We start from the raw sequence: 26,110 nt of genomic DNA, 5'->3' as shown, positions 1-26,110 counted from the left end.
GGCACGGGGCGGCCGAGGTGTCGTTCCCGGAAACCAGCACGGGCGTCGAGGCAACTCTGCGCCCGTGCACGCATGTTAAGGGTAAGCGAAAGAATGGCGAAGAAAGACTATTACGAGATTCTCGGCGTCAGCAAGACGGCGGATGAACGTGAGATCAAAAAGGCGTATAAACGCCTGGCGATGAAATACCATCCTGACCGCAACCAGGAACAAGACGCCGAAACCAAGTTTAAAGAAGTTAAAGAAGCTTACGAAGTTCTGACCGACGACCAGAAACGCGCGGCCTACGACCAGTATGGGCACGCGGCCTTTGAACAGGGCGGCATGGGCGGCGGCGGCTTTGGCGGCGGCGCCGACTTCAGCGATATCTTTGGCGACGTGTTTGGCGACATCTTCGGCGGAGGCCGCCGTCAGCGTGCCAGCCGCGGTTCCGATCTGCGCTATAACATGGAGCTGACCCTCGAGGAAGCGGTACGTGGCGTCACTAAAGAGATCCGCATCCCGACGCTGGAAGAGTGCGACGTCTGCCACGGCAGCGGCGCCAAACCGGGCAGTTCGCCGGTGACCTGTCCAACCTGTCACGGTCAGGGCCAGGTGCAGATGCGTCAGGGCTTCTTCACCGTGCAACAGGCGTGTCCGCACTGCCATGGCCGCGGTCAGATTATCAAAGATCCGTGCAACAAGTGCCACGGCCACGGCCGGGTAGAAAAATCCAAGACGCTGTCGGTGAAAATTCCGGCCGGCGTCGATACCGGCGACCGCATCCGCCTGGCGGGTGAAGGTGAAGCCGGCGAACACGGCGCACCGGCGGGCGATCTGTACGTTCAGGTGCAGGTGAAGGCGCACCCGATCTTCGAGCGTGAAGGCAACAACCTGTACTGTGAAGTGCCGATCAACTTCGCCATGGCGGCGCTGGGCGGCGAGATTGAAGTGCCGACGCTGGACGGCCGGGTGAAACTGAAGGTGCCTTCGGAGACCCAAACCGGCAAGCTGTTCCGCATGCGCGGCAAGGGCGTGAAATCGGTGCGCGGCGGCAGCCAGGGCGACCTGCTGTGCCGCGTGGTGGTGGAAACCCCGGTCAATCTGAACGACAAGCAGAAGCAGCTGCTGCGTGAGCTGGAAGAGAGCCTGGGTGGCCCGTCCGGCGACAAGAACAGCCCGCGTTCGAAGAGCTTCTTCGACGGGGTGAAAAAGTTCTTTGACGATCTGACTCGCTAACCTACTGTTTCTTTTGGTTTATGTACGAACCCCGGGCTTCTGTTCCGGGGTTTTTATTTGCGCGCCAAACCGCAAATTCCATAATATAAGTGTGACTTATTCGTGCTTTTTATCGGTTTTTCCGAGCTATTTAGCATTTATAAACTTATTTTTTCGAACTAAAACGCCCTCTATACTCACTTCATGACTGTGGTTCGCAGGGCGCTACGTCCTGCACAGATTTGGAGAGACGTACTGTGACCAACATCATTCGTCAATTTTTACGTCAGGAAGCCGCGGGCGGTATCATTCTGATCGCGGCGGCGATCGTCGCCCTGATCATGGCCAACACCCCGGCGCAGGGGATCTATCAGGCATTCCTTAACCTGCCGGTGATGGTGAAGATTGCTTCGCTGGAGATCGCCAAGCCGCTGCTGCTGTGGATCAACGACGGCCTGATGGCCATCTTCTTCCTGGTGGTGGGGCTGGAGGTCAAGCGCGAGCTGATGCAAGGCTCGCTGTCCGGGCGCGACAAGGCGGTGTTTCCGGCGATCGCCGCGCTGGGCGGCATGCTGGCGCCGGCGCTGATTTACCTGCTGTTCAACGGCGCGGATGACGTCACCCGCCAGGGTTGGGCGATCCCGGCCGCGACCGATATCGCCTTCGCGCTTGGCGTAATGGCGCTGCTGGGCAACCGCGTGCCGACCAGCCTGAAAGTGTTCCTGCTGGCGTTGGCGATCATCGACGACCTGGGCGTGATTATCATCATCGCACTGTTCTACACCCACGAAGTGTCGATGGTGGCGCTGGGCGTGGCGGCGGCGGCGACGGCGCTGCTGGCGGTGATGAACTGGCGCGGCGTGGGCAAGACCTCGTTATACATGATGGTTGGCCTGGTGTTGTGGGTGGCGATCCTCAAGTCCGGGGTGCATGCGACGCTGGCCGGGGTGATCGTCGGCTTTATGATCCCGTTGAACGTCAAAAAGGGGCCATCGCCGTCGGAAACGCTGGAGCATGAGTTGCACCCTTGGGTCGCGTTTATGATCCTGCCGCTGTTCGCTTTTGCCAACGCCGGGGTCTCTTTGCAGGGCGTATCGCTGGAAGGGTTAACGTCGCTGCTGCCGGTCGGGATTGCGGCTGGGCTGTTTATCGGCAAGCCGCTGGGGATTTTCCTCTTCAGCCTGCTGGCGGTGAAAATGGGCATCGCCCGTTTGCCTGAAGGCATCGGCTTCAAACAGGTGTTTGCCGTTTCGGTGCTCTGCGGCATTGGTTTCACCATGTCGATTTTTATCGCCTCGCTGGCGTTTGGCGATGCAGATGCGGCGCTCAGCACCTATTCCCGCCTGGGGATCCTGTTGGGCTCCACCACTGCGGCGGTGGTAGGGTATGGATTGCTGCGTCTGGCGTTGCCGCGCGTGCGTTAATCCTGAATGTGCCCGGTTAGGGCACATAATAAAATGGCTGGTCGGAGCTGTACGGTATAAAATATGTGCAGCTTCGGCCGTTCTTCGCTGGGACTAATGGGGTTATACGTTGTCTGAAGCAGGGAAAGGAAGTTTGTCGCTCGTCACGGCACACCGTTTGCCGCTGCGAAACGTTGTTAAGGAGAGCCGCTCGTGAGGATGTCGCATATCAACTTTAATCACCTTTACTATTTCTGGCAGGTCTGCAAGGCCGGTTCCGTGGTCGGTGCCGCCGAAGCGTTGTTTCTGACGCCGCAGACCATTACCGGCCAGATCAAAGCGCTGGAAGAGCGGTTGGACGGCAAGCTATTCAAACGCCAGGGGCGCGGGTTGGTGCCTTCGGAGCTGGGGCAGTTGGTGTTCCGCTATGCCGACAAGATGTTTATGCTCAGCCAGGAAATGCTGGATATCGTCAACTACCGCAAAGAGTCCAACCTGCTGTTCGACGTCGGCGTAGCGGATGCGCTGTCGAAGCGGCTGGTCAGCCAGGTATTGGAAACGGCGGTGGTGGTGGACAACGAGCAGATCCACCTGCGTTGCTTTGAATCGACGCACGAAATGCTGCTGGAGCAACTTAGCCAGCACAAGCTGGATATGATCCTCTCGGATTGCCCGGTGGACTCCAGCCAGCAGGAAGGGCTGTTCTCGCTGAAGCTGGGCGAGTGCGGCATCAGCTTTTTCTGTCGCCAACCGGCGCCGGACCTGCCGTTCCCGGCTTGTCTGGAGCAGCGCAAGCTGCTGATCCCCGGCCGCCGTTCGATGCTGGGGCGCAAGCTGCTCAACTGGTTCAATACGCAGGGCATTCAGGTGGAAATTCTGGGCGAGTTCGACGATGCGGCGCTGATGAAGGCCTTCGGCATGTACCACAATGCGATCTTCGTGGCGCCGACGCTGTATGCGCAGGATACCTACAACGATGACAACGTGGTGGAGATTGGGCGTATCGACAGCGTGCAGGAGGAGTATTACATCATCTTCGCCGAGCGCATGATCCAGCATCCGGCGGTGCAGCGCGTCTGCAACAAAGACTTCTCAGCGCTGTTTTCCTGCTAGCGGTGCACTGAACGCAGGACGTAAAAAAACCGGCCTGAGCCGGTTTTTTTATCAAGCAGATAACGAAATGCTTATTGCATTGCGTTGATGCGTGCAGTCAGGTTTGACTTATGACGCGCTGCTTTGTTTTTGTGGATCAGGCCTTTAGCTGCCTGACGGTCCACCAGTGGTTGCATTACCAGGAATGCATTTTGTGCTGCTTCTTTGTCGCCAGCTGCGATAGCTGCGTCTACCTTCTTGATGAAGGTACGCACCATTGAGCGACGGCTTGCGTTATGCTTGCGGCGTTTCTCAGACTGTACGGCGCGTTTCTTAGCTGATTTGATATTAGCCAAGGTCCAACTCCCAAATATATTCTATTGAGGACAATTCAAAGGCCGAGGAATATGCCCTTTTAGCCTTCGTTTGTCAATGGATTTGTGCAAATAAGCGCCGTTTGTACAGGCGGCACTCGCTACGTTGTGATGGCGCAGGATTTTACCAGCTTCGCTCTTGGGAATACAGTGTTTCGCGAGAAAATTCGCCAATGTTTTGCCGCGGCGGGCGCAAGCCGTTGGCCGCGGTCGAGAATCGCCCCGGCAGCGCCGGATAAACTGCGGCGAAGCCGTTTCACGCGCAGATTATCTCCGGTATGGTATGTCTATTACATAAAGGCACCAATCGCGGGTTAACCTTACCGGCTGTACAAGGTATAATCCGCCGATTTCCACTGTTTTGAGCCAGCTATGGAGCTAATTCGCGGCATTCACAATATCCGGGCGCGCCACCATGGTTGCGTGCTCACCATCGGCAACTTTGACGGCGTACACCGCGGTCATCAGGCGCTGCTGGAGCAGTTGAAGCAACAAGGGCAACGCCTCGGGCTGCCGGTGATGGTCATGATCTTTGAGCCGCAGCCGCTGGAGATGTTCGCCGCAGACAAGGCGCCGGCCCGCTTGACGCGCTTGCGCGACAAGGCCAACTATCTGGCGCAGGCGGGCGTCGATTACCTGCTGTGCGTCAAGTTCGATCCGCGTTTCGCCGCCAACACCGCGCAGGCGTTCGTCGCCGAGCTGCTGGTGGAAAAACTGGGCGTCAAATTCCTGATGGTGGGGGATGATTTTCGCTTTGGCGCCGGGCGTCAGGGTGATTTTCCGCTATTGCAGCAGGCCGGAAAAGAGTACGGCTTCGACGTGGTCAGCACCCCGACCTTCCGCGAAGGCGAGCGGCGCATCAGCAGCACCGCGATCCGCACCGCGCTGAGCGAGGACGATCTGCCGTTGGCGGAGACCCTGCTGGGCCACCCGTACAGCATTTCCGGGCGCGTGGTGCACGGCGACGAGCTGGGGCGCACCATCGGCTTCCCGACCGCCAATCTGCCGCTCAAGCGTCTGGTGGCGCCGGTGAAAGGAGTGTATGCGGTGGAAGTGTATGGCCTGGGGCCGAAGCCGCTGCCGGGCGTGGCCAATATCGGCACGCGCCCGACCGTCGCCGGCGTGCGCCAGCAGCTGGAAGTGCATCTGCTGGATGTCACAATGGATCTTTACGGGCGCCATATTGAGGTGGTGCTCCGCGCAAAATTGCGCAATGAACAGCGGTTTGCTTCGCTGGATGCCCTGAAGCAGCAAATCGCCAATGATGTGGTGACGGCCCGGAAGTTCTTCGGGTTAAAAACACTGGTTTAATCGTTTACCCTAAACAATTCGAGTTGCATCGCGGCGGCAACCGCGCGAACCCCGATGAGCTTGCACAGGCAAGTGATTCGGGTGAGAAAGGGCGGCCGACAAAGATGCAGCTTGAAGTGTGACGGGTAAATAGCCGAAAACGGAAACGAGAATCTCATGAGTGACTACAAGAATACCCTGAACTTGCCGGAAACAGGGTTCCCGATGCGCGGCGATCTCGCCAAGCGCGAACCTGGCATGCTGCAACGTTGGTATGAACAGGATCTGTACGGGATTATTCGTACTGCCAAAAAGGGCAAAAAAACCTTCATTTTGCATGACGGGCCTCCGTATGCGAACGGCAGCATTCACATTGGTCACTCGGTTAACAAGATTCTCAAAGACATTATCATCAAGTCGAAAGGGATGGCCGGCTTCGACTCGCCTTATGTGCCGGGTTGGGATTGCCACGGCCTGCCGATCGAACTGAAGGTTGAGCAACTGTACGGCAAGCCGGGCGAGAAGCTGACGGCGGCCGAGTTCCGCCAGAAGTGCCGCGAGTACGCGGCCGAGCAGGTTGAAGGCCAGAAGAAGGACTTCATCCGCCTGGGCGTGTTGGGCGACTGGGATCGTCCGTACCTGACGATGGACTTCAAAACCGAAGCCAACATCATCCGCGCGCTGGGCAAGATCATCAGCAACGGCCACCTGCTGAAAGGCGCCAAGCCGGTTCACTGGTGCACCGACTGCGGCTCGTCGCTGGCGGAAGCGGAAGTGGAGTACTACGACAAAACTTCGCCGTCGATCGACGTGAGCTTCCATGCGGCCGACGCGGCTGCCGTGGCGGCCAAGTTCGGCGTGAGCCACTTCAGCGGCGCCATCTCCCTGGTTATCTGGACCACCACCCCGTGGACCCTGCCGGCCAACCGCGCGATCTCGCTGCACCCGGACTTCACCTATCAGTTGGTGCAGGTTGACGGCCAGTGCCTGATCCTGGCGGCTGAACTGGTGGAAAGCGTGATGAAGCGCGCCGGCATCACCGAGTGGACCGTGCTGGGCAGCTGCAAAGGCGCCGATCTGGAGCTGCTGCGCTTCAAACACCCGTTCATGGACTTCGACGTGCCGGCGATCCTCGGCGAGCACGTGACGCTGGACGCCGGTACCGGTGCGGTGCATACCGCGCCAGGCCACGGCCCGGACGACTTCGTGATCGGCCAGAAATACGGCCTGGAAGTGGCCAACCCGGTAGGGCCGAACGGCTGCTACCTGACCGGCACCTACCCGCTGCTGGACGGCAAGTTCGTCTTCAAGGCCAACGATCTGATCGTCGATCTGCTGCGTGACAAAGGCGCGCTGCTGCACGTCGAGAAGTTCCTGCACAGCTATCCGTGCTGCTGGCGCCACAAGACGCCGATCATCTTCCGCGCTACGCCGCAATGGTTCATCAGCATGGATCAGAAAGGCCTGCGTCAGCAGTCGCTGGAAGAGATCAAGGGCGTGCAGTGGATCCCGGATTGGGGCCAGGCGCGCATCGAAATGATGGTCGCCAACCGCCCGGACTGGTGCATCTCGCGTCAGCGCACCTGGGGCGTGCCGATGTCGCTGTTCGTGCATAAAGAGACCGAGCAGCTGCACCCGCGCAGCGTTGAGCTGATGGAAGAAGTGGCCAAACGCGTCGAGCAAGACGGCATTCAGGCCTGGTGGGATCTGGACGCGGCCGACATCCTCGGCGCGGAAGCCGCCGACTACGTGAAAGTGCCGGATACGCTGGACGTGTGGTTCGATTCCGGTTCCACCCACGCCTCGGTTGTCGACGTGCGTCCTGAATTCAACGGCCACGGCGCCGACATGTATCTGGAAGGCTCCGACCAACACCGCGGCTGGTTCATGTCATCGCTGATGATTTCCACCGCGATGAAGGGCAAGGCGCCGTACAAGGAAGTGCTGACCCACGGCTTCACCGTCGACGGTCAGGGCCGCAAGATGTCCAAGTCGATCGGCAACACCGTCAGCCCGCAGGACGTGATGAACAAGCTGGGCGGCGACATTCTGCGTCTGTGGGTGGCGTCGACCGATTACACCGGCGAGATCGCGGTGTCCGATGAGATCCTCAAGCGCTCCGCCGACTCTTATCGCCGCATCCGCAACACCGCGCGCTTCCTGCTGGCCAACCTGAACGGGTTCGAGCCGAGCACCGATTGCGTGGCGCCGGAAGACATGGTGGTGCTGGATCGCTGGGCGGTCGGCCGCGCGCTGGCGGCGCAGCGGGATATCGAGCAGGCTTACGCCAACTACGATTTCCACGAAGTGGTGCAGCGCCTGATGCAGTTCTGTTCGGTCGAGATGGGCTCCTTCTACCTGGATATCATCAAGGATCGTCAGTACACCGCGAAGAGCGACAGCGTCGCCCGCCGCAGCTGCCAGACCGCGCTGTATCACATCGTCGAAGCGCTGGTGCGCTGGATGGCGCCGATCATGTCGTTCACCGCAGACGAGATCTGGGGCTTCATGCCGGGCAAACGCGCGCAGTACGTGTTCACTGAAGAGTGGTACGACGGCCTGTTCGGGCTGGCGGAAGGCGAGTCGATGAACGACGCTTTCTGGGCTGAGCTGCTGAAAGTGCGCGGCGAAGTGAACAAGGTGCTGGAGCAGGCGCGTGCCGACAAACGCCTCGGCGGTTCGCTGGAAGCGGCGGTGACGCTGTATGCCGACAGCGAGTTGGCGGCGCGTCTGAACAGCCTGCAGGATGAGCTGCGCTTTGTGCTGCTGACCTCTGCGGCAAGCGTTGCGCCTTTGGCGGATGCGCCGGCCGACGCGCAGGCTTCCGAGCTGCTGAAAGGGCTGAAGATCGCCTTCAGCACGGCGCCAGGTGAGAAGTGCCCGCGCTGCTGGCATTACACCACCGATATCGGTCTGGTGGCGGAGCACGCAGACATCTGCGGCCGCTGTGTGAGCAACGTCGCCGGTGACGGCGAGAAGCGTAACTTTGCCTGAGAACTCGCGCCTGATGAGTAAACCAATTTGTTCGACCGGCCTGCGTTGGCTGTGGGTTGTAGTGGCGGTGCTGGCGCTGGATTTCGGCAGCAAGCAGTGGATCCTCGCTAACTTTACGCTGGGCCAGTCCCAGCCGTTGATCCCGTCGTTCAACCTGTTTTACGCGCGCAACTACGGCGCCGCGTTCAGCTTCCTGGCCGATCACGGCGGTTGGCAGCGCTGGTTCTTCGCCGGCATCGCCATCGCCATCGTCGCGGTGCTGCTGGTGATGATGTACCGCAGCGCGGCACAGCAGAAGCTGAACAACATCGCCTACGCCTTTATTATCGGCGGGGCGCTGGGCAACCTGTTCGATCGCCTGTGGCACGGTTTTGTGGTCGATTTCATCGACTTCTACGTCGGTGATTGGCACTACCCGACCTTCAATCTGGCGGACAGCTTTATCTGCGTGGGCGCGGCGATGATCGTGCTGGAAGGTTTCTTGTCGCCGGCGAACAAAGACGCAAAGAGTAAAGGTGAGTAATATGACGGCTCAGGTTATCAGTGACAGCGCGGTGCTGGTTCACTTCACGCTGAAACTGGAAGACGGTTCGACCGCCGAATCCACCCGCAGCAGCGGCAAACCGGCGCTGTTCCGCCTGGGTGACGGCAGCCTGTCGGCGCCGCTGGAAGAGCAACTGCTCGGCCTGCGCGCGGGCGACAAGCGCGCCTTTACCCTGCAGCCGGAAGCGGCGTTCGGCGCGGAGAACCCGGATCTGGTCCAGTTCTTCTCGCGCCGCGACTTCGCGGAAACCGGCGTGCCGGACGTGGGCACCATCATGCTGTTTACCGCCATCGACGGCAGCGAAATGCCGGGCGTGGTGCGCGCGGTGGCGGAGGATTCAATCACCGTCGATTTCAACCATCCGCTGGCGGGCCATCCGGTGACCTTCGACATCGAAGTGCTGGAGATCGATCCGCAGCAGGAGGAGACGCATGCAAATATTGCTGGCTAACCCGCGCGGCTTCTGCGCCGGGGTTGATCGTGCGATCAGCATCGTGGAACGTGCGCTGGAGCTGTACGGTGCGCCGATCTACGTGCGACATGAAGTGGTGCACAACCGCTACGTGGTCGACAGCCTGCGTGAGCGCGGCGCGGTGTTTATCGAAGAGATCGCCGAAGTGCCGGACGGCTCTATCCTGATCTTCTCGGCGCACGGCGTTTCTCAGGCGGTGCGCGCCGAAGCCAAGGCGCGCGATCTGACCATGCTGTTCGACGCCACCTGTCCGCTGGTGACCAAGGTGCATATGGAAGTGGCGCGCGCCAGCCGCCGCGGCACCGAAGCGATCCTGATCGGCCATGCCGGGCATCCGGAGGTGGAAGGCACCATGGGCCAGTACAGCAACCCACAGGGCGGCATGTACCTGGTCGAGTCGCCGGAAGACGTGTGGAAGCTGCGGGTGAAAGACGAAGACAACCTGTGCTTCATGACGCAGACTACGCTGTCGGTGGATGATACCTCGGACGTGATCGACGCGTTGCGTCAGCGTTTCCCGAATATTATCGGGCCACGTAAGGATGATATCTGCTACGCCACCACCAACCGTCAGGAAGCGGTGCGCAACCTGGCCGGCGATGCGGACGTGGTGCTGGTGGTGGGGTCGAAGAACTCCTCCAACTCCAACCGTCTGGCGGAACTGGCGCAGCGCGTCGGCAAACCGGCTTATCTGATCGATTCGGCGGCGGATATTCAGGAAAGCTGGCTGAGCGAAGCGCGCAATATCGGCGTTACCGCCGGCGCCTCGGCACCGGACGTGCTGGTGCAGGAGGTGATCTCCCGCCTGAAAGCGCTGGGCGGCCTGGACGTGCATGAAATCAGCGGGCGCGAAGAGAACATCGTGTTCGAAGTGCCGAAAGAATTGCGCGTGGACGTCCGTCAGATTGACTGATGTGCGTGAGTGAATGACAACGGGGGGCTTAGGCTTCCCGTTTTTTTTTGGAAAGCGAGCCGCGTAAAAAATAACACTCCATGCATATTCAAATTTTCTGCTAACTAAAGTCAAATTTATTCTGAGTATTTGAAATAACGTCGGTGTGGTTAATTATATAGGCTGGCGAAAAGTCATTAATAAGAATATCATTAGGCTGCAATCTAAATAGGCCCGGTGTTGGCAAAGTGATTACAATAATTACAATAATGGATGTTGCAGATGTTTCTTATTTTATTCCTGCCGAATATGTTCTACGGCGGTTAATCCTTTCTCCTGCAAATAGAGTTTCATATGTTCCAGCAACCGTCTGACTTTTAATGGCTGGATCTCCCTACGTGGCATAATGGCGTAGCAATTAATTTCCGGTAAGCGCCAATCGGGCAATATTTCAATCAGCTCACCGCTGCGCAATTCACGTTCAACATTGGCGAAGAAATTGCGAATGATGCCCTTGCCGGTCAACGCCAACTCCTTCATCGCCATACCGCTGTTGGTGAACAAACGCCCGGTCATGCGCATGCGGTGTTCATCGCCGTTGCGATGGATAAGACGGACAAACTGTGGGTTGCCGAGCGGCGTAAAGGTGACCCAATGGTGATGGGTCAGCGCCTGCGGCGAATCCGGCACGCCGTGGTGTGCCAGGTAGGCCGGTGAGGCGCACAACACTTCGCGGCAGCGGGCCAACCGCGTGGAAACGTAGCTGGAATCGGCCAGCACGCCGCCGCGTATCGCCAGATCGATGCGTTGCGCGATCAGGTCTATCTTCTCATCGTGGATCTCCAGCCGCAGCGTGAGCCGAGGATGCTCGTCGAGAAAGCTTTGCAGCGCCGGCACCAGATAGTGAGTGGCGAATTCAGTGGAGGTGGCGACGCGCAGTTCGCCGACCAGCTCTCCGCGCAGCGCGGCGATCCGTTGTTGGCCACGTTCGGCAGCGTGGATCATCAGCAGGCAATCTTCATAAAAACACAATCCTGCTTCGGTCAGACTCAATGAACGCGTCGATCGCAACAGTAATTGAATGCCCAGATGCTCCTCCAGCTGGCGAATATGTTGGCTGACGGCGGAGGTCGTCATGCCCAATTCTTTTGCCGCCATGCTGAATGCGCCGCAATCGACCACTTTTGAGAAAATGGCCATGCGTTTTAAAATATTGCTCATAGTTTGTTAAGCACAACTTAACCAAGATTGTGAATTATACGGGCTAATAATATAGCATCATCTCTTCTATATTGCCTGAAGCATATAAACGACGGGCTGATTATTATTTTGCAGAGATTTTTTCTCTTTTTGATAAATCTTATTGCGCTTATCAATAATACTCCCGCACCACATCGTAACAGGAGCTCATTGTGGACAGCGCTCAGAAAGAAGAAATATCGTTAAAGATCCTACGTGAATTATTGCAATACCGCCGCCGTTTCCCCGGCGACGACACCTCGATCGCTGAAGAAGAACGGCGGGTCACTCAGGTGCAATTGCCGCGCATTCGGGCATTCATCGAAAACGAGCAACGCATCGAATTCGTGCTGCCGGCCTTCCCGACCAAGTCGCCCAACACCAACAAGGTGATCGGCGCGGTGCCGGACATGGCGGAGCGGCTGTCGCTGATCTTCCTCAACTCGCTATGCCAGCGCATTCAACTCTACTACCCGCCGGGTGCGCATATCGTTATCTGCTCCGATGGCCACGTGTTCGGCGATCTGATCCGCGTCAGTGACGAAGCGATCAACCGCTATCAGCGCGAAATTGAAAACCTGCTGCATGAAGTGGGCGCGACGCATCTCAGCGTATTCAACCTCGGCGACGTCAAAGGCCTGGCCGAACATACCGATGATTACGATCTGCTGCGCCAACTGTTGGTGGAGGGCTATGCCGAATCGGAAGAGGCGATCAAACAGCAGTTGATGCAGGACGAACAGGGCCTCTTGCTGTACCGCGCCATCACGCGCTTCCTGTATGAAGACAGCCAACTGCCGGGCTACAGCGGTTCCAACGCCGCGCTGCAGAAAGACGCCAAACAGCGCGCCTGCGGAGTGATCCAGCGCAGCTGGGCCTGGGGCAATCTGCTGGCGCAGCATTTCCCGGCGGCGATCCGCCTGTCGATTCACCCGCAGCCGGTCGACAGCCTGAAAATGGGCATCCACATGATGCCGACCAAAGACGACTGGCTGACGCCGTGGCATGGCGTGGCAGCCAACGTGAACGGCCAGTTCGTGCTGATGAAGCGTAAAGACGCGCAGAGCCTGGACGGCGAATTGGTGGCGATCCGCGGCACGCCGAGCCATTACCTGATCGAACAACCGCAGATGGCCTGAGGCCGCTGCAGGCTTTTGCGCCCGAAATCCTGGCGGACGCGTTTTTGACGGCACGTTGCCGTGTGAGCAGCACATTCGATGCAAGGAGAATCACCGATGAATAACCAACCGCTTAATTGCCATATTCAACCGAATACCCCGTTTGGCGCGATCCTGACGCCGCAGCATCCGGGGCAAAAGATCGGCGAACTGCCGGTGGCAGCGCTGCGGGCGCTGGCGCAGGAACATCACTTGCTGGTGCTGCGCGGATTCGACTCCGGTTTCAGCGATGGGGAGGTTCTGACGCGCTATGCCGAGCAGTGGGGCGAGATCATGATGTGGCCGTTCGGCGCGGTGCTGGACGTGAAGGAACATCCGGACGCCAAGGATCATATTTTCGACAGCAGCTACGTCCCGCTGCATTGGGATGGCATGTATAAGCCGACTATTCCCGAATTCCAGCTGTTCCACTGCGTGGAGGCACCGTCGCCGGACGAGGGCGGGTGCACTACCTTCGTCGATACCATGCGGCTGCTGGCCAATGCGGACGAAGCGTTGCTGGATCAGTGGCTGTCGGTGTCGATCACCTACCGCATCAAGCAGGTGGTGCATTACGGCGGTGAAGTCTGTTCGCCGCTGGTGGTGCAGCACCCGAACGGCAGGGGCTTGATCATGCGCTACAATGAACCGCCGACGGAAGGGAAAAAATTCCTCAATCAACATGCGCTGGAATATCACGGCGTGCCGGAACAACAGCAGGAACAGTTCCACCACACTCTGCAGCAGCATCTGTACGATCCGCGTCACTATTACGCCCATCAGTGGCAACAGGGCGACGTGGTGGTGGCGGACAACTTCTCGCTGCTGCACGGACGTGAGGGCTTTACCGCCCGTTCCGCGCGTCATTTGCAGCGCGTGCATATTCAAAGCAATCCGGTGTGCGCCAATCTGGCGCTGAAGCCGGCCAACGCAGAAGCTTAAAAGGAGCATTATGGCAAGGATACTGATGGCGGCGGTCGCCACTCCGGGGCACGTCTACCCGATGTTAGCCATCGCTCGCCACCTGATTGCCCAAGGGCATCAGGTGCGGGTGATGACCGGCGCGCTGTTCCGCGAACGCGCCGAAGCGGCTGGGGCGAGCTTCGTGCCGTTCGACGCGCAGGTGGACTTCGACTATCGCCACCTGGAGGAGCATTTCCCCGAGCGCGCCGCGCTGCCGCCGGGCAACGCGCAGATGGCGCTGGCGCTGAAAGATTTCTTCGCCGCGCCGATCCCACTGTTGGATCGTCAGCTGCGTGCGGCCATCGCCGCCGAAAAGACCGATCTGCTGATGGTGGAGAACTGCTTCTACGGCGTGCTGCCGCTGCTGCAGTCCGCCGAACGGCCGCCGGTCTTCGGGATCGGCGTCACGCCGCTGTCGTATTCTTCGCGCGACGCCATTTTCTATGGCCCGCGCATCCCGCCGGCGCTGCTGCCGCGGACGCTGACCCGTGAGCAGTTGGTGGATGAAGAAACGCGGGTGTTGCTTGATGAGGTGCAGCAAAGCTTTGATGCCGCGCTGGTGCAGGCGGGCGGGCGGCCGCTGAATCGCCCGTTCACCGACGCGCTGATCGGCGGCTGCGAGCGTTTCCTGCAGTTGGCCACCACGGCGCTGGAATATGAGCGTGACGATCTGCCGAGCGGCGTGCGCTTCGTCGGCCCGCTGCGCAGCGGCGGCCAGCCGGCGGCGGAAGAAACGCTGTGGGAGGCAAACGATGATCGGCCGCTGGTGATCGTGTCTCAGGGCACGCTGGCCAATGTCGATCTGCATCAGCTGATCGTGCCGACGCTGCAAGCGCTGGCGCATCTGCCGGTGCGGGTGTTGGCCACCACCGGCGGGCGGGCGACGGAAGGCCTGATGGACGCGCTGCCGGGCAATGCCAGAGTGCGCGAGTTCATCTCCTTCGAACGCTGGCTGCCGGAGACGGCGCTGCTGATCACCAATGGCGGTTACGGTTCGATCAACTATGCGCTGAACAGCGGCGTGCCGCTGATCGTCGCTGGCACGGGCGAAGACAAACTGGAGGCGGCCGCGCGCGTGGTCGCCGCCGGCTGCGGCATCAGCCTGCACACCAGCACGCCGAGCCCTGAACAGATCCTGGCGGCGGCGACGCGCATTCTGCAGCAGCCGATCTATCGACAACGCGCAGCGCTGGTGCGTGAGGACTATGCCCGCCACGATGCGCTGACGGCGATCGCCAACGAAGTGGCCGCCATTACCGCCTGACCTCGCTGTGATCCTTTCCCCAGGCGCCGTTTTCGGCGCCTTTTTTCTGCATTTTTTTGCCATGGAAACTGCATGATTATGTACAATCGTCGCAGGCCGCCAAATCGGTTGAATGTTAATCTCACGACAGCGCCGCTGATAAAAGCGGGGGAATATCATAATTTTCTAATTATGAAATGAATCCTCTGGCGACGCTGAAGCGGGGCAGTTACCCTGAATCGATAGCCTAATGGGATAGGCGTCAAATCAAGAAGAGAGCAAGCATGAGTGATTCACAAATCCGCATTGCGATTGCGGGCGCCGGCGGCCGGATGGGCCGTCAGTTGATCCAGGCGGTGCAGCAGGCGGAAGGCGTGGTGTTGGGCGCGGCGCTGTCGCGCCCGGGTTCAAGCCTGATCGGCGTCGACGCCGGCGAGCTGGCGGGCATTGGCGCACTGGGCGTTAAGGTAAGCGACAGCCTGGAGAAAGTGGCGAGCGAGTTCGACATTTTGATCGACTTCACCCGCCCGGAAAGCACCCGGAGCTACCTGGATTTTTGCGTGGCGCACCACAAGGCGATGGTGATTGGCACCACCGGCTTCGATGACGCCGGCAAGCAGGCGATCCGCGCTGCGGCGCAGCACATCGGCATCGTGTTCGCCGCCAACTTCAGCGTCGGCGTCAACCTGGTGCTGAAACTGCTGGAGAAGGCCGCGCAGGTGATGGGCGACTACACCGACATCGAAATCGTTGAGGCGCACCACCGCCACAAAGTGGATGCGCCGTCGGGCACGGCGTTGGCCATGGGCGAAGCGATCGCCGGCGCGCTGGGGCGCGATCTGAAAAACTGTGCGGTCTATGCGCGCGAAGGCCATACCGGCGAACGCGATCCGAAAAGCATCGGCTTTGCCACCATTCGCGCCGGCGACATCGTCGGCGAGCACACCGCGATGTTCGCCGACATCGGTGAACGGGTGGAAATCACCCATAAGGCCTCCAGCCGCATGACTTTCGCCAGCGGCGCGGTACGCGCGGCGGCCTGGCTGCATAACCGGGATAAAGGTTTGTTTGATATGCGAGACGTATTGAATTTGGACCAGTTATAATTGATTTGCATACCATCGTGATGTGGTTGTATTGGTCATAATGCTATGATAATCGGGCAATAATTTTATTGTCCTTTTTTTTTAACATGATAAATATCATGTTGGCTTTGTTTCATTGCCAAAGATGTTATTTATCTATATTTACTTTGCTAATCATCTCCTTTTTTTCCACTCTCGGCTTTTTTAGCGTCTTTTTTGTCCCATTCCGGCGCCGTTTTCCATCATTCTTCCCCGCAACCGTTTTCCAGCCCCGGTTTTCTGTGTTTTTATCGGCGCTCAAGCCGCATGCGCGCCGAGAACTGCAAAAATAAAACAAAAAACGGCAGTTTGGGTAGACAAGCCAGGCACTCATCATTAAAATGCGCCCAATTTGCCAAAAATTGGCCTCGCGGACGGTTTTTGCATTGATTTAGATCGCGATATCTGAATTAATATGCAAATATTGTGATTGATTATTCCTTGGAGGGTGTTTTGATAAAGTCAGCGCTATTGGTTCTGGAAGACGGAACCCAATTCCACGGTCGGGCCATCGGGGCAGAGGGAACGGCAGTGGGGGAAGTGGTCTTCAATACGTCGATGACCGGTTATCAAGAAATCCTCACTGATCCTTCCTATTCCCGCCAGATCGTTACTCTTACTTATCCTCATATCGGCAATGTCGGCACCAATGCTTCCGACGAAGAATCCTCCGCAGTACACGCCCAAGGCCTCGTCATTCGCGACCTCCCGCTGATCGCCAGCAACTACCGCAACGAAGAAAGCCTGTCCGACTACCTCAAGCGTCACAACATCGTGGCGATCGCCGATATCGATACCCGCAAATTGACCCGCCTGCTGCGCGAGAAGGGTGCCCAGAACGGCTGCATCATCGCCGCCGATTCGCCGGACGCCGCGCTGGCCCTGGCCAAGGCGCAAGGTTTCCCGGGGTTGAAGGGGATGGATCTGGCGAAAGAGGTCACCACCCAAGAGGCCTACAGCTGGCAGCAAGGCAGCTGGACGCTTGAAGGCGACCTGCCCGAAGCCAAAACCGCCGCGGAACTGCCATTCCACGTGGTGGCTTACGACTACGGCGCCAAGCGCAACATCCTGCGCATGCTGGTGGATCGCGGCTGTCGCCTGACCGTGGTGCCGGCGCAGACCCCGGCCGACGACGTGCTGAAAATGAATCCGGACGGCATCTTCCTGTCCAACGGCCCGGGCGACCCGGAGCCGTGCGACTACGCCATCACCGCCATCAAACAGTTCCTGGAAACCGACATTCCGGTGTTCGGCATCTGCCTGGGCCATCAGCTGCTGGCGCTGGCCAGCGGGGCGAAAACCATGAAGATGAAGCTCGGCCACCACGGCGGCAACCACCCGGTGAAGGATCTGGACAACAACACCGTGATGATCACCGCGCAGAACCACGGCTTTGCGGTAGATGAAAACAACCTGCCGGCGAACCTGCGCGTGACGCACAAATCGCTGTTCGACCATACGGTGCAGGGCATTCACCGCACCGACAAGGCGGCGTTCAGCTTCCAGGGCCACCCGGAAGCGAGCCCAGGCCCGCACGACGCTGCGCCGCTGTTCGATCACTTTATCGAACTGATTGAGACTTACCGTTCTAACGCCAAATAATCAGGAGCAGTAAAAAATGCCAAAACGTACAGACATAAAAAGCATCCTGATCCTCGGCGCGGGTCCGATCGTTATCGGCCAGGCGTGTGAGTTCGACTACTCGGGCGCCCAGGCGTGTAAAGCGCTGCGCGAAGAGGGTTACCGCGTCATTCTGGTCAACTCCAACCCGGCAACCATCATGACCGACCCGGAGATGGCCGACGCGACCTACATTGAGCCGATCCACTGGGAAGTGGTGCGCAAGATCATCGAAAAAGAGCGCCCGGATGCGGTGCTGCCGACCATGGGCGGCCAGACGGCGCTGAACTGCGCGCTGGAGCTGGAGCGCCAGGGCGTGCTGGCCGAGTTCGGCGTTACCATGATCGGCGCCACCGCCGATGCGATTGACAAGGCCGAAGACCGTCGCCGTTTCGATGTGGCGATGAAGAAAATCGGTCTGGATACCGCGCGTTCCGGCATCGCGCACACCATGGAAGAAGCGCTGGCGGTAGCCGCTGACGTCGGCTTCCCGTGCATCATCCGCCCTTCCTTTACCATGGGCGGCACCGGCGGCGGCATTGCCTACAACCGCGAAGAGTTCGAAGAGATCTGCGAACGCGGCCTGGACCTGTCGCCGACCAACGAGCTGCTGATCGATGAATCGCTGATCGGTTGGAAAGAATACGAGATGGAAGTGGTGCGTGATAAGAACGACAACTGCATCATCGTCTGCTCCATCGAAAACTTCGACGCTATGGGCATCCACACCGGCGACTCGATCACCGTCGCGCCGGCCCAGACCCTGACCGACAAGGAATACCAAATCATGCGCAACGCCTCGATGGCGGTGCTGCGTGAGATCGGCGTCGAAACCGGCGGCTCCAACGTGCAGTTCTCGGTTAACCCGAAAACCGGCCGCCTGATCGTTATCGAAATGAACCCGCGCGTGTCGCGCTCTTCGGCGCTGGCGTCGAAAGCCACCGGCTTCCCAATTGCCAAGATCGCCGCCAAGCTGGCGGTGGGCTATACCCTCGATGAGTTGATGAACGACATCACCGGCGGCCGCACCCCGGCGTCGTTCGAACCGTCCATCGACTATGTCGTAACCAAGATCCCGCGCTTCAACTTCGAGAAGTTCTCCGGCGCCAACGATCGCCTGACCACCCAGATGAAGTCGGTCGGCGAAGTGATGGCCATCGGCCGCACCCAGCAGGAGTCGCTGCAGAAAGCGCTGCGTGGTCTGGAAGTGGGCGCCACCGGCTTCGATCCGAAAGTGAGCCTGGACGATCCGGAAGCGCTGACCAAAATCCGCCGCGAGCTGAAAGACGCCGGTTCCGACCGCATTTGGTACATCGCCGACGCCTTCCGCGCCGGTTTGTCGGTTGACGGCGTTTTCAACCTGACCAACGTCGACCGTTGGTTCCTGGTGCAGATTGAAGAGCTGGTGCGCCTGGAAGAGCAGGTGGCCGAGGCGGGCATCAACGGCCTGAACAAAGACTTCCTGCGCACTCTGAAGCGCAAAGGCTTCGCCGATGCGCGTCTGGCCAAGCTGGCCGGCGTCGCCGAGAGCGAAATTCGCAAGCTGCGCCACAGCTACGGCCTGCATCCGGTATACAAGCGCGTGGATACCTGCGCGGCGGAATTCGCCACCGACACCGCCTACATGTACTCCACCTATGAAGAAGAGTGTGAGTCCAACCCGACCAACGACCGGCCGAAAGTGATGGTGCTGGGCGGCGGGCCGAACCGTATCGGCCAGGGCATTGAGTTTGACTACTGCTGCGTGCACGCTTCGCTGGCGCTGCGTGAAGACGGCTACGAGACCATCATGGTCAACTGTAACCCGGAAACCGTCTCCACCGACTACGACACCTCGGACCGCCTGTACTTTGAGCCGGTAACGCTGGAAGACGTGCTGGAAATCGTGCGCATCGAGAAACCGAAAGGCGTGATCGTGCAGTATGGCGGCCAGACCCCGCTGAAGCTGGCGCGCGAGCTGGAAGCCGCAGGCGTGCCGATCATTGGCACCAGCCCGGACGCCATCGACCGCGCCGAAGACCGCGAACGCTTCCAGCAGGCGGTCAACCGTCTGGGCCTGAAGCAGCCGGCCAACGCCACCGTCACCGCCATCGAGCAGGCGGTCGAGAAGGCGGCGGGCATCGGTTATCCGCTGGTGGTGCGTCCTTCCTACGTGTTGGGCGGCCGGGCGATGGAAATCGTCTACGACGAAACCGACCTGCGCCGCTACTTCCAGACTGCGGTCAGCGTATCCAACGATGCGCCGGTGCTGCTCGATCGCTTCCTGGACGACGCGGTGGAAGTGGACGTTGATGCCATCTGCGACGGCGAACGCGTGCTGATTGGCGGCATCATGGAGCACATCGAGCAGGCGGGCGTGCACTCCGGCGACTCCGCGTGTTCGCTGCCGGCGTACACCCTGAGCCAGGAAATTCAGGACGTGATGCGTCGCCAGGTGGAAAAACTGGCGTTCGAGCTGCAGGTGCGCGGCCTGATGAACGTGCAGTTCGCGGTGAAAGACAACGAAGTCTACCTGATTGAAGTCAACCCGCGCGCCGCGCGCACCGTGCCGTTCGTGTCCAAAGCGACCGGCGTGCCGCTGGCCAAAGTGGCCGCGCGCGTGATGGCGGGCAAAACGCTGGTCGAGCAGGGCGTGACCGAAGAGATCATCCCGCCGTACTATTCGGTGAAAGAAGTGGTGCTGCCGTTCAACAAATTCCCGGGCGTCGACCCGATTTTGGGGCCGGAAATGCGCTCTACCGGGGAAGTGATGGGCGTGGGCCGCACCTTCGCGGAAGCCTTCTCCAAAGCGATGTTGGGCAGCAACTCGGGCATGAAGAAACAGGGCCGCGCGCTGCTGTCGGTGCGCGAAGGCGACAAGGCTCGCGTGGTCGATTTGGCCGCCAGCCTGCTGAAGCAGGGCTTCGAGCTGGACGCCACCCACGGCACCGCGGTGGTGCTGGGCGAAGCGGGCATCAACCCGCGCCTGGTCAACAAGGTGCACGAAGGGCGTCCGCACATTCAGGACCGTATCAAGAACGGCGAGTACACTTACATCGTCAACACCACGGCAGGCCGTCAGGCGATTGAGGACTCCAAGCTGATTCGCCGCAGCGCCCTGCAGTACAAGGTGCACTACGACACCACGCTGAACGGCGGCTTCGCCACCGCGATGGCGCTGAAAGCGGATCCGACCGAGCAGGTGACGTCGGTGCAGGAAATGCACGCGCGCATCGGCAAGTAACCGCGCGAGAACGCAACGTAAGGGGCGCTGCAGATGCAGCGCCCTTTTTTATTCAGCGAATTTGTCGGCTGGCGTTAAAAATTTCCGCTATCAATCAGTGGGCAAACTGTCACTCTGTGTGATTGGTATATGCTTGGTGTATTGGCAAGGAACGAAGGAACGACGATAACAATGATTCTGATAATTTATGCTCACCCGTATCCCCGGCATTCGCATGCCAATCACCGCCTGCTGCAGGCGGTGAGGGATCTCCCCGAGGTGGAGGTGCGCTCGCTGTATGAGCTGTACCCCGATTTCAATATCGACATCAACGCCGAGCAGCGGGCGGTGGAACGCGCCGACCTGGTGGTGCTGCAACATCCGATGCAGTGGTACAGCTTCCCGCCGTTGTTGAAGCTGTGGATCGACAAAGTGCTGGAGCACGGCTGGGCCTACGGTCACGACGGCAATGCGCTGGTGGGTAAAGACTGCCTGTGGGCGGTGACCAGCGGCGGCGACGAGCACCACTTCGAGCTGGGCGATTTCCCCAACTTCGCCGCGCTGGCGCAGCCGCTGCAGGCCACGGCGATCTATTGCGGCATGACCTGGCTGCCTTATTTCGCCGTGCACAATACCTTTACCTGCAACGAGCCAGCGCTGCTCGCCGCCGGCGAAGCCTACCGCCAGCGGCTGGTCGACTATCTGATGGAACATGCCGAAGCGGAAACCCGGGAGGCCAGCCATGGATAATCACCACATGATGATCGAGGGGCTGATCTATCTCGGCTCCGCGGCGCTGTTTGTGCCGATCGCGGTGCGCCTGGGACTGGGCTCGGTGCTCGGTTACCTGATCGCCGGCTGCATCATTGGCCCCTGGGGGCTGAAGCTGGTGTCGGACGCCGAGTCGATCCTGACCTTCGCCGAGATCGGCGTGGTGCTGATGTTGTTTATCATCGGCCTGGAGCTGGATCCCAAACGGCTGTGGACGCTGCGCGCCTCGGTGTTCGGCGGCGGCAGCATTCAGATGGTGGGCTGCGGCCTGGCGCTGAGCGCCTTCTGTTACTTCCTCGGCCTTAACTGGAAGGTGGCGTTGCTGATTGGCCTGACGCTGGCGCTCTCATCCACCGCCATCGCCATGCAGGCGATGAGCGAACGCAATCTGACGCCGTCGCCGATCGGCCGCAGCGCGTTTGCGGTGCTGCTGTTCCAGGATATCGCGGCGATCCCGCTGGTGGCGATGATCCCGCTGTTGGCCAGCAGCGGCGCCACCACCACGCTGGGCGCTTTCATGCTGTCGGCGGCCAAGGTGGTGGGCGCGTTGACGATGGTGGTGTTGCTCGGCCGCTACGTCACCCGTCCGCTGCTGCACTTCGTCGCCCGTTCGGGCATGCGCGAAGTGTTCAGCGCCGTGGCGTTGTTCCTGGTGTTCGGCTTCGGCATCCTGCTGGAGATGGCCGGGCTGTCGATGGCGATGGGGGCGTTCCTCGCCGGGGTGCTGTTGGCGAGCTCTGAATACCGCCACGCGCTGGAGAGCGATATTCAGCCGTTCAAGGGACTGCTGCTGGGGCTGTTCTTCATCGGCGTCGGCATGTCGATCGACTTCGGCACGCTGTTCCATCATCCGTTGCTGATCGCCTCGCTGCTGCTGGGCTTTATGCTGATCAAGGCGGCGTTGCTGTGGCTGATTGGGCCGCTGCTCGGCGTGCCGAAGCGCCAGCGCGGCCTGTTCGCCATTCTGCTGGGGCAGGGCAGTGAGTTCGCCTTCGTGATCTTCAGCGCCGCGCAGCTGGCCGGCGTCTTGCCGGTTGAATGGGCCAAGTCGCTGACGCTGGCGGTGGCGCTGTCGATGGCGGCCACGCCGCTGCTGTTGGTGATCGCCGCGCAGCTGGAAAAAAATGCGCCGAAAGAGGATCGCCCGGCTGACGTCATTGATGACGAGAACGCCAGCGTGATCATCGCCGGCTTCGGCCGTTTCGGCCAGATCGCCGGTCGTTTACTGTTGGCCAACGGCGTGCACACCGTGGTACTGGATCACGATCCGGACCATATCGAAACGCTGCGTAAATTTGACACCAAGGTGTTCTACGGCGACGCCACGCGCGCCGATCTGCTGGAGGCCGCCGGCGCCGCTCACGCCAAGGTGCTGATCAACGCCATCGACGACGTGGAAGACAGCCTGGCGTTAACCGAGCTGGCCAGACAGCACTTCCCGCATCTTAAGGTGGTGGCGCGGGCGCGCGACGTCGATCACTGGTATCAGCTGCGGCAACTGGGGGTGGAAAAACCGGAGCGCGAAACCTTTGAAAGCTCGCTGCGCATCGGCCGCGAGACGCTGGAGTTGCTGGGGCTGGACGCCTATGAGGCGCGCGAGAAAGCGGACACGTTCCGTCGCTACAACCTGAAGATGCTGGAAGACACGCTGGATAATTATCAGGATACCGAGTTCCGCATCGCCAGCCTGCAGCGGGCCAAGGAGATGCTCAGCGCGGCCATCGAGCAGGATCAGAATCGGTTGGCGCGGGTGCAGCAGACCGGCTGGCGCGGCAGCATCGACGGCAAGGCGCCGGAGGATGAAGTGGTGGAAGCCAAAGGATAACCGCAGGGGCGCCGTGATGGCGCCCCTTTTGCTTAGCTCAGCGCGACCTTGATGCCTAAGGCGATCAACATGCCGCCCAGCAATTTGTCGACGATCTTCTGCGTCTTTTCCAGCCCGCGGCGCACCGGCCCGCTCTGGATCAGGAACACCAGCAGCGGCCACCAGATGACCGACAGGCCGAGAATAATCCCCGCGTACCATAGCTTGTCCCCCAGACCGGAATCGATCTGCAGCACTTGGGTGAAGACCGCCAGGAAGAACAGGGTGGCTTTCGGGTTCAGCAGGTTGCACAGGTAGCCTTGCGCAAAGGCGCTCTTCAGGCTGACCCGCTGTTGCGGCAGATTGCTGACGTTCATTTTTCCGCCGCCGCGCGACAGCAGCGCCTGGATGCCGATCCACACCAGATAGACCGCCCCGGCGTATTTCAGCAGGTTGAACAGCCACGGCGTGGTGGTGATCACCACCGCCAGCCCGGCGACGCAGTAGGACATGTGGGTGGCGACGCCGCAGATCACGCCGAAGGCGGTCATCATGGCGGCCAGCCGCGGGTAGCGGGCGGCGTTTTTGATCACCAGGAAAAAATCCGGGCCGGGGGAGAGCATGCCGAGGGCGGCAATGCCGGCGACGAACAACGAAGTTTCAAGCATGGGAGACGTCTCGCGCAAAAGGCAGCAATCTGGCGATAATAACGCCGCTTCCTCTGATGCGCATCAACCCAATGAGGTATTGTTAGGCTCTATGATAATAATTCATCTCCCGCCAGCGACGGAGCACCATGCAGCAGACGACCACTACCGCCACAGACAGGCCGGAACCGCACCGGCAACAACGCGAAATCACCCGACTGTGCATTCAATGCGCGCTGCTGCTGTTGCAGCACGGCGCCGAGAGCACGGTGGTGGAACAGTTGTCGACCCGCCTGGGGCTGGCGCTGGGGATGGACAGCGTGGAAAGCTCGATCTCCGCCAATGCGGTGGTGTTGACCACCCTCAGCCATGGCGCCTGCCTGACCACCACCCGCAAGAACGTCGATCGCGGCATCAATATGCAGGTGGTGACCGAAGTGCAGCATATCGTGATCCTCGCCGAGCATCGCCTGGCGGATGCGCACGACGTGGCGCGCCGCTTTGAAAGGATCCGGCCGCTGCGCTACCCGCGCTGGCTGGTGGTATTGATGGTAGGGCTGTCCTGCGGGTGCTTCAGCATGCTCAACGGCGGCGGCGGCGACGCCTTCCTGGTGACCTTTATCGCCAGCGGCGCGGCGATGCTGGTGCGCCAGATCCTCACCGCCCGCCAGATGAATCCGCTGATCAATTTTTGCCTGACGGCATTTGTCGCGACGTCGATCTCCGGACTGCTGCTGCGCCTGCCGGCGTTTAAAGACACCTCGAGCGTGGCGATGGCCGCCAGCGTGTTGCTGCTGGTGCCGGGCTTCCCGCTGATCAACGCGGTGGCCGACATGTTCAAGGGGCACGTCAATACCGGACTGGCGCGCTGGGCGATGGCCAGCCTGCTGACGCTGGCGACCTGTATCGGCGTGGTGATGGCGATGTCGCTGTGGGATCTGCGGGGGTGGTCATGAATCTGTTGTGGGCCTTGTTGCAGGAGATGCTGTTGGCGGCGGTGCCGGCGCTGGGCTTCGCCATGGTGTTTAACGTGCCGTTGCGCGCGCTGCGCTATTGCGCATTGCTCGGGGCTATCGGGCGCGGTTCGCGCATGCTGATGATGCATGCCGGCATGAACATTGAGTGGGCCTCGCTGTTGGCGGCGATCCTGATTGGCATCATCGGCATCTACTGGTCGCGCTGGCTGTTGGCGCATCCGAAGGTGTTCACCGTGGCGGCGGTGATCCCGATGTTCCCCGGCATTTCCGCCTATACCGCGATGATCACGGTGGTGGAGATCTCGCATCTGGGCTACAGCGAAGCCCTGATGGAGACCATGATCACCAACTTCCTCAAGGCCAGTTTCATCGTCGGCGCGTTGTCGATCGGCCTGTCGTTACCGGGCCTGTGGCTGTACCGCAAACGCCCCGGCGTGTGAAATCGCCCGGCGGGCGATCGTTGGTTATTAGATATACTGATAAGAGCTATCTTATATATTCATCTTGCTTGATTAGCCTATCGACGGCACTCAGGCCTTTACGTATAGTGTCACCAATTTTGCTGCCTACACAGGGTTAAACAATGATTATCAGCCTGATCGCTGCCTTGGCGGCGGATCGCGTTATTGGCATGGAAAACGCCATGCCGTGGCACCTGCCGGCGGACCTTGCGTGGTTTAAACGCAACACGTTGAATAAGCCGGTTATTATGGGCCGCAAGACCTTCGAGTCCATCGGCCGCCCGCTGCCGGGCCGCCACAATATCGTTTTGAGCAGCCGCCCGGGCAGCGAAGCCGGGGTGACCTGGGTAACCTCGCTGGATGAGGCGCTGGCCGCCGCGGGCGACGTGGAGGAAGTGATGGTGATCGGCGGTGGGCGCATCTATACCCAGCTGCTGCCGCGCGCCGACCGTCTGTACCTGACGCACATCGACGCCGAAGTCGGCGGCGATACCCACTTCCCGGATTACGAGCCGGACGAGTGGGAAACCACGTTCAGCGAATTCCACGACGCCGACAATCTGAACTCGCACAGCTACTGCTTCGAAATCCTGCAGCGCCGCTGATTTCAGCCCGTTAGCCAACTCTCCCGGGGGCGCAAGCAA

The 26,110-nt window shown here is 60.0% G+C and carries 22 protein-coding genes; 19 read left to right on the top strand and 3 right to left on the bottom strand.

The annotated features are described in order from the left end of the window. Nucleotides 1-93: 93 nt before the first annotated feature. The 3 genes from dnaJ to nhaR all read left to right on the top strand — a co-directional run bounded on the left by dnaJ (nucleotide 94) and on the right by nhaR (nucleotide 3,713). A complete protein-coding gene (gene dnaJ, locus ACJ8PL_RS16170; RefSeq protein WP_004932969.1) occupies nucleotides 94-1,218 on the top strand; it encodes a molecular chaperone DnaJ in 1,125 nt (374 codons plus the stop codon). Between the two features lie 236 nt (nucleotides 1,219-1,454). Next, the gene (nhaA, locus tag ACJ8PL_RS16165; RefSeq protein ID WP_033641227.1) at nucleotides 1,455-2,621 is read left to right on the top strand and encodes a Na+/H+ antiporter NhaA; all 1,167 of its coding nucleotides are present in this window, start codon (nucleotides 1,455-1,457) and stop codon (nucleotides 2,619-2,621) included. A gap of 192 nt (nucleotides 2,622-2,813) precedes the next feature. Continuing rightward, a complete protein-coding gene (gene nhaR, locus ACJ8PL_RS16160; RefSeq protein ID WP_028127865.1) occupies nucleotides 2,814-3,713 on the top strand; it encodes a transcriptional activator NhaR in 900 nt (299 codons plus the stop codon). 71 nt (nucleotides 3,714-3,784) lie between these two features. On the opposite strand, the gene rpsT is transcribed toward nhaR, so the two are convergent. Continuing rightward, complete coding sequence (gene rpsT / locus ACJ8PL_RS16155; RefSeq protein WP_004932960.1) at nucleotides 3,785-4,048, bottom strand: 30S ribosomal protein S20; 264 nt, start codon at nucleotides 4,046-4,048, stop codon at nucleotides 3,785-3,787. A 390-nt stretch (nucleotides 4,049-4,438) separates the two neighbouring features. On the opposite strand from rpsT, the gene ribF reads away from it, so the two are divergent. The 5 genes from ribF (at nucleotide 4,439) to ispH (ending at nucleotide 10,279) form a co-directional block, all read left to right on the top strand. Beyond that, a complete protein-coding gene (ribF, locus tag ACJ8PL_RS16150) occupies nucleotides 4,439-5,377 on the top strand; it encodes a bifunctional riboflavin kinase/FAD synthetase (RefSeq protein ID WP_016929138.1) in 939 nt (312 codons plus the stop codon). Nucleotides 5,378-5,533: 156 nt separating this feature from the next. Then, a complete protein-coding gene (gene ileS / locus ACJ8PL_RS16145) occupies nucleotides 5,534-8,350 on the top strand; it encodes an isoleucine--tRNA ligase (protein ID WP_016929137.1) in 2,817 nt (938 codons plus the stop codon). Between the two features lie 13 nt (nucleotides 8,351-8,363). After that, the gene (gene lspA / locus ACJ8PL_RS16140; RefSeq protein WP_016929136.1) at nucleotides 8,364-8,873 is read left to right on the top strand and encodes a signal peptidase II; all 510 of its coding nucleotides are present in this window, start codon (nucleotides 8,364-8,366) and stop codon (nucleotides 8,871-8,873) included. A gap of 1 nt (nucleotide 8,874) precedes the next feature. Next, on the top strand, nucleotides 8,875-9,345 hold the full coding sequence (gene fkpB / locus ACJ8PL_RS16135; protein ID WP_016929135.1) for an FKBP-type peptidyl-prolyl cis-trans isomerase: 471 nt from the start codon (nucleotides 8,875-8,877) through the stop codon (nucleotides 9,343-9,345). Next, nucleotides 9,326-10,279, top strand: coding sequence for a 4-hydroxy-3-methylbut-2-enyl diphosphate reductase (gene ispH, locus ACJ8PL_RS16130; protein ID WP_049300133.1), 954 nt, complete (start codon nucleotides 9,326-9,328; stop codon nucleotides 10,277-10,279). Before fkpB ends, ispH begins: the two co-directional genes overlap by 20 nt. A 273-nt stretch (nucleotides 10,280-10,552) precedes the next feature. On the opposite strand, the gene ACJ8PL_RS16125 is transcribed toward ispH, so the two are convergent. Beyond that, on the bottom strand, nucleotides 10,553-11,458 hold the full coding sequence (locus ACJ8PL_RS16125; RefSeq protein WP_016929133.1) for a LysR family transcriptional regulator: 906 nt from the start codon (nucleotides 11,456-11,458) through the stop codon (nucleotides 10,553-10,555). Between the two features lie 212 nt (nucleotides 11,459-11,670). Here ACJ8PL_RS16125 and pvcA point away from each other — a divergent pair, with 212 nt between their 5' ends. The 8 genes from pvcA (at nucleotide 11,671) to kefC (ending at nucleotide 23,402) form a co-directional block, all read left to right on the top strand. Further along, nucleotides 11,671-12,636: an L-tyrosine isonitrile synthase gene (gene pvcA, locus ACJ8PL_RS16120; protein WP_079450074.1), complete on the top strand. Its 966-nt coding sequence runs from the start codon at nucleotides 11,671-11,673 to the stop codon at nucleotides 12,634-12,636. Nucleotides 12,637-12,732: 96 nt separating this feature from the next. Next, entirely contained in the window at nucleotides 12,733-13,596 is an 864-nt protein-coding gene (locus tag ACJ8PL_RS16115; protein WP_442531277.1) for a TauD/TfdA dioxygenase family protein, read from the top strand. Between the two features lie 25 nt (nucleotides 13,597-13,621). Beyond that, nucleotides 13,622-14,881: a glycosyltransferase gene (locus ACJ8PL_RS16110; RefSeq protein ID WP_116404036.1), complete on the top strand. Its 1,260-nt coding sequence runs from the start codon at nucleotides 13,622-13,624 to the stop codon at nucleotides 14,879-14,881. Nucleotides 14,882-15,144: 263 nt separating this feature from the next. Next, nucleotides 15,145-15,966 (top strand): 4-hydroxy-tetrahydrodipicolinate reductase, encoded by an 822-nt coding sequence (gene dapB, locus ACJ8PL_RS16105; protein WP_048796020.1) that lies wholly within the window; start codon nucleotides 15,145-15,147, stop codon nucleotides 15,964-15,966. A gap of 471 nt (nucleotides 15,967-16,437) precedes the next feature. Next, nucleotides 16,438-17,586, top strand: coding sequence for a glutamine-hydrolyzing carbamoyl-phosphate synthase small subunit (gene carA / locus ACJ8PL_RS16100; RefSeq protein WP_071525950.1), 1,149 nt, complete (start codon nucleotides 16,438-16,440; stop codon nucleotides 17,584-17,586). 16 nt (nucleotides 17,587-17,602) lie between these two features. Beyond that, nucleotides 17,603-20,827 carry a carbamoyl-phosphate synthase large subunit gene (gene carB, locus ACJ8PL_RS16095; protein WP_016929127.1) on the top strand — a complete coding sequence of 1,075 codons (3,225 nt, stop codon included), beginning with the start codon at nucleotides 17,603-17,605 and terminating at the stop codon, nucleotides 20,825-20,827. A 171-nt stretch (nucleotides 20,828-20,998) separates the two neighbouring features. Continuing rightward, on the top strand, nucleotides 20,999-21,556 hold the full coding sequence (kefF, locus tag ACJ8PL_RS16090) for a glutathione-regulated potassium-efflux system oxidoreductase KefF (RefSeq protein WP_016929126.1): 558 nt from the start codon (nucleotides 20,999-21,001) through the stop codon (nucleotides 21,554-21,556). Beyond that, complete coding sequence (gene kefC, locus ACJ8PL_RS16085) at nucleotides 21,549-23,402, top strand: glutathione-regulated potassium-efflux system protein KefC (RefSeq protein ID WP_016929125.1); 1,854 nt, start codon at nucleotides 21,549-21,551, stop codon at nucleotides 23,400-23,402. Before kefF ends, kefC begins: the two co-directional genes overlap by 8 nt. A 32-nt stretch (nucleotides 23,403-23,434) precedes the next feature. Here kefC and ACJ8PL_RS16080 read toward each other — a convergent pair whose 3' ends face one another. Beyond that, nucleotides 23,435-24,049: a LysE family translocator gene (locus ACJ8PL_RS16080; RefSeq protein ID WP_049300140.1), complete on the bottom strand. Its 615-nt coding sequence runs from the start codon at nucleotides 24,047-24,049 to the stop codon at nucleotides 23,435-23,437. 128 nt (nucleotides 24,050-24,177) lie between these two features. Between ACJ8PL_RS16080 and ACJ8PL_RS16075 the strand changes: the two genes are divergently transcribed. From ACJ8PL_RS16075 to folA, 3 genes are all read left to right on the top strand, one after another. Next, nucleotides 24,178-24,984, top strand: a complete 807-nt coding sequence (locus ACJ8PL_RS16075) for a threonine/serine ThrE exporter family protein (RefSeq protein ID WP_016929123.1) — start codon at nucleotides 24,178-24,180, stop codon at nucleotides 24,982-24,984. Next, the gene (locus ACJ8PL_RS16070; protein WP_015376621.1) at nucleotides 24,981-25,445 is read left to right on the top strand and encodes a threonine/serine exporter; all 465 of its coding nucleotides are present in this window, start codon (nucleotides 24,981-24,983) and stop codon (nucleotides 25,443-25,445) included. The genes ACJ8PL_RS16075 and ACJ8PL_RS16070 overlap by 4 nt, the downstream gene beginning before the upstream one ends. A gap of 143 nt (nucleotides 25,446-25,588) precedes the next feature. Next, on the top strand, nucleotides 25,589-26,071 hold the full coding sequence (gene folA / locus ACJ8PL_RS16065; RefSeq protein ID WP_016929122.1) for a type 3 dihydrofolate reductase: 483 nt from the start codon (nucleotides 25,589-25,591) through the stop codon (nucleotides 26,069-26,071). The last annotated feature ends 39 nt before the right edge of the window (nucleotides 26,072-26,110 follow it).

Source organism: Serratia sp. CY83965, from assembly GCF_052166375.1.
GTDB classification, from domain to species: Bacteria; Pseudomonadota; Gammaproteobacteria; order Enterobacterales; family Enterobacteriaceae; genus Serratia; species Serratia marcescens.
Note: the sequence above shows the minus strand (reverse complement) of the source record. Positions and strands in the feature narration are given on the sequence as shown.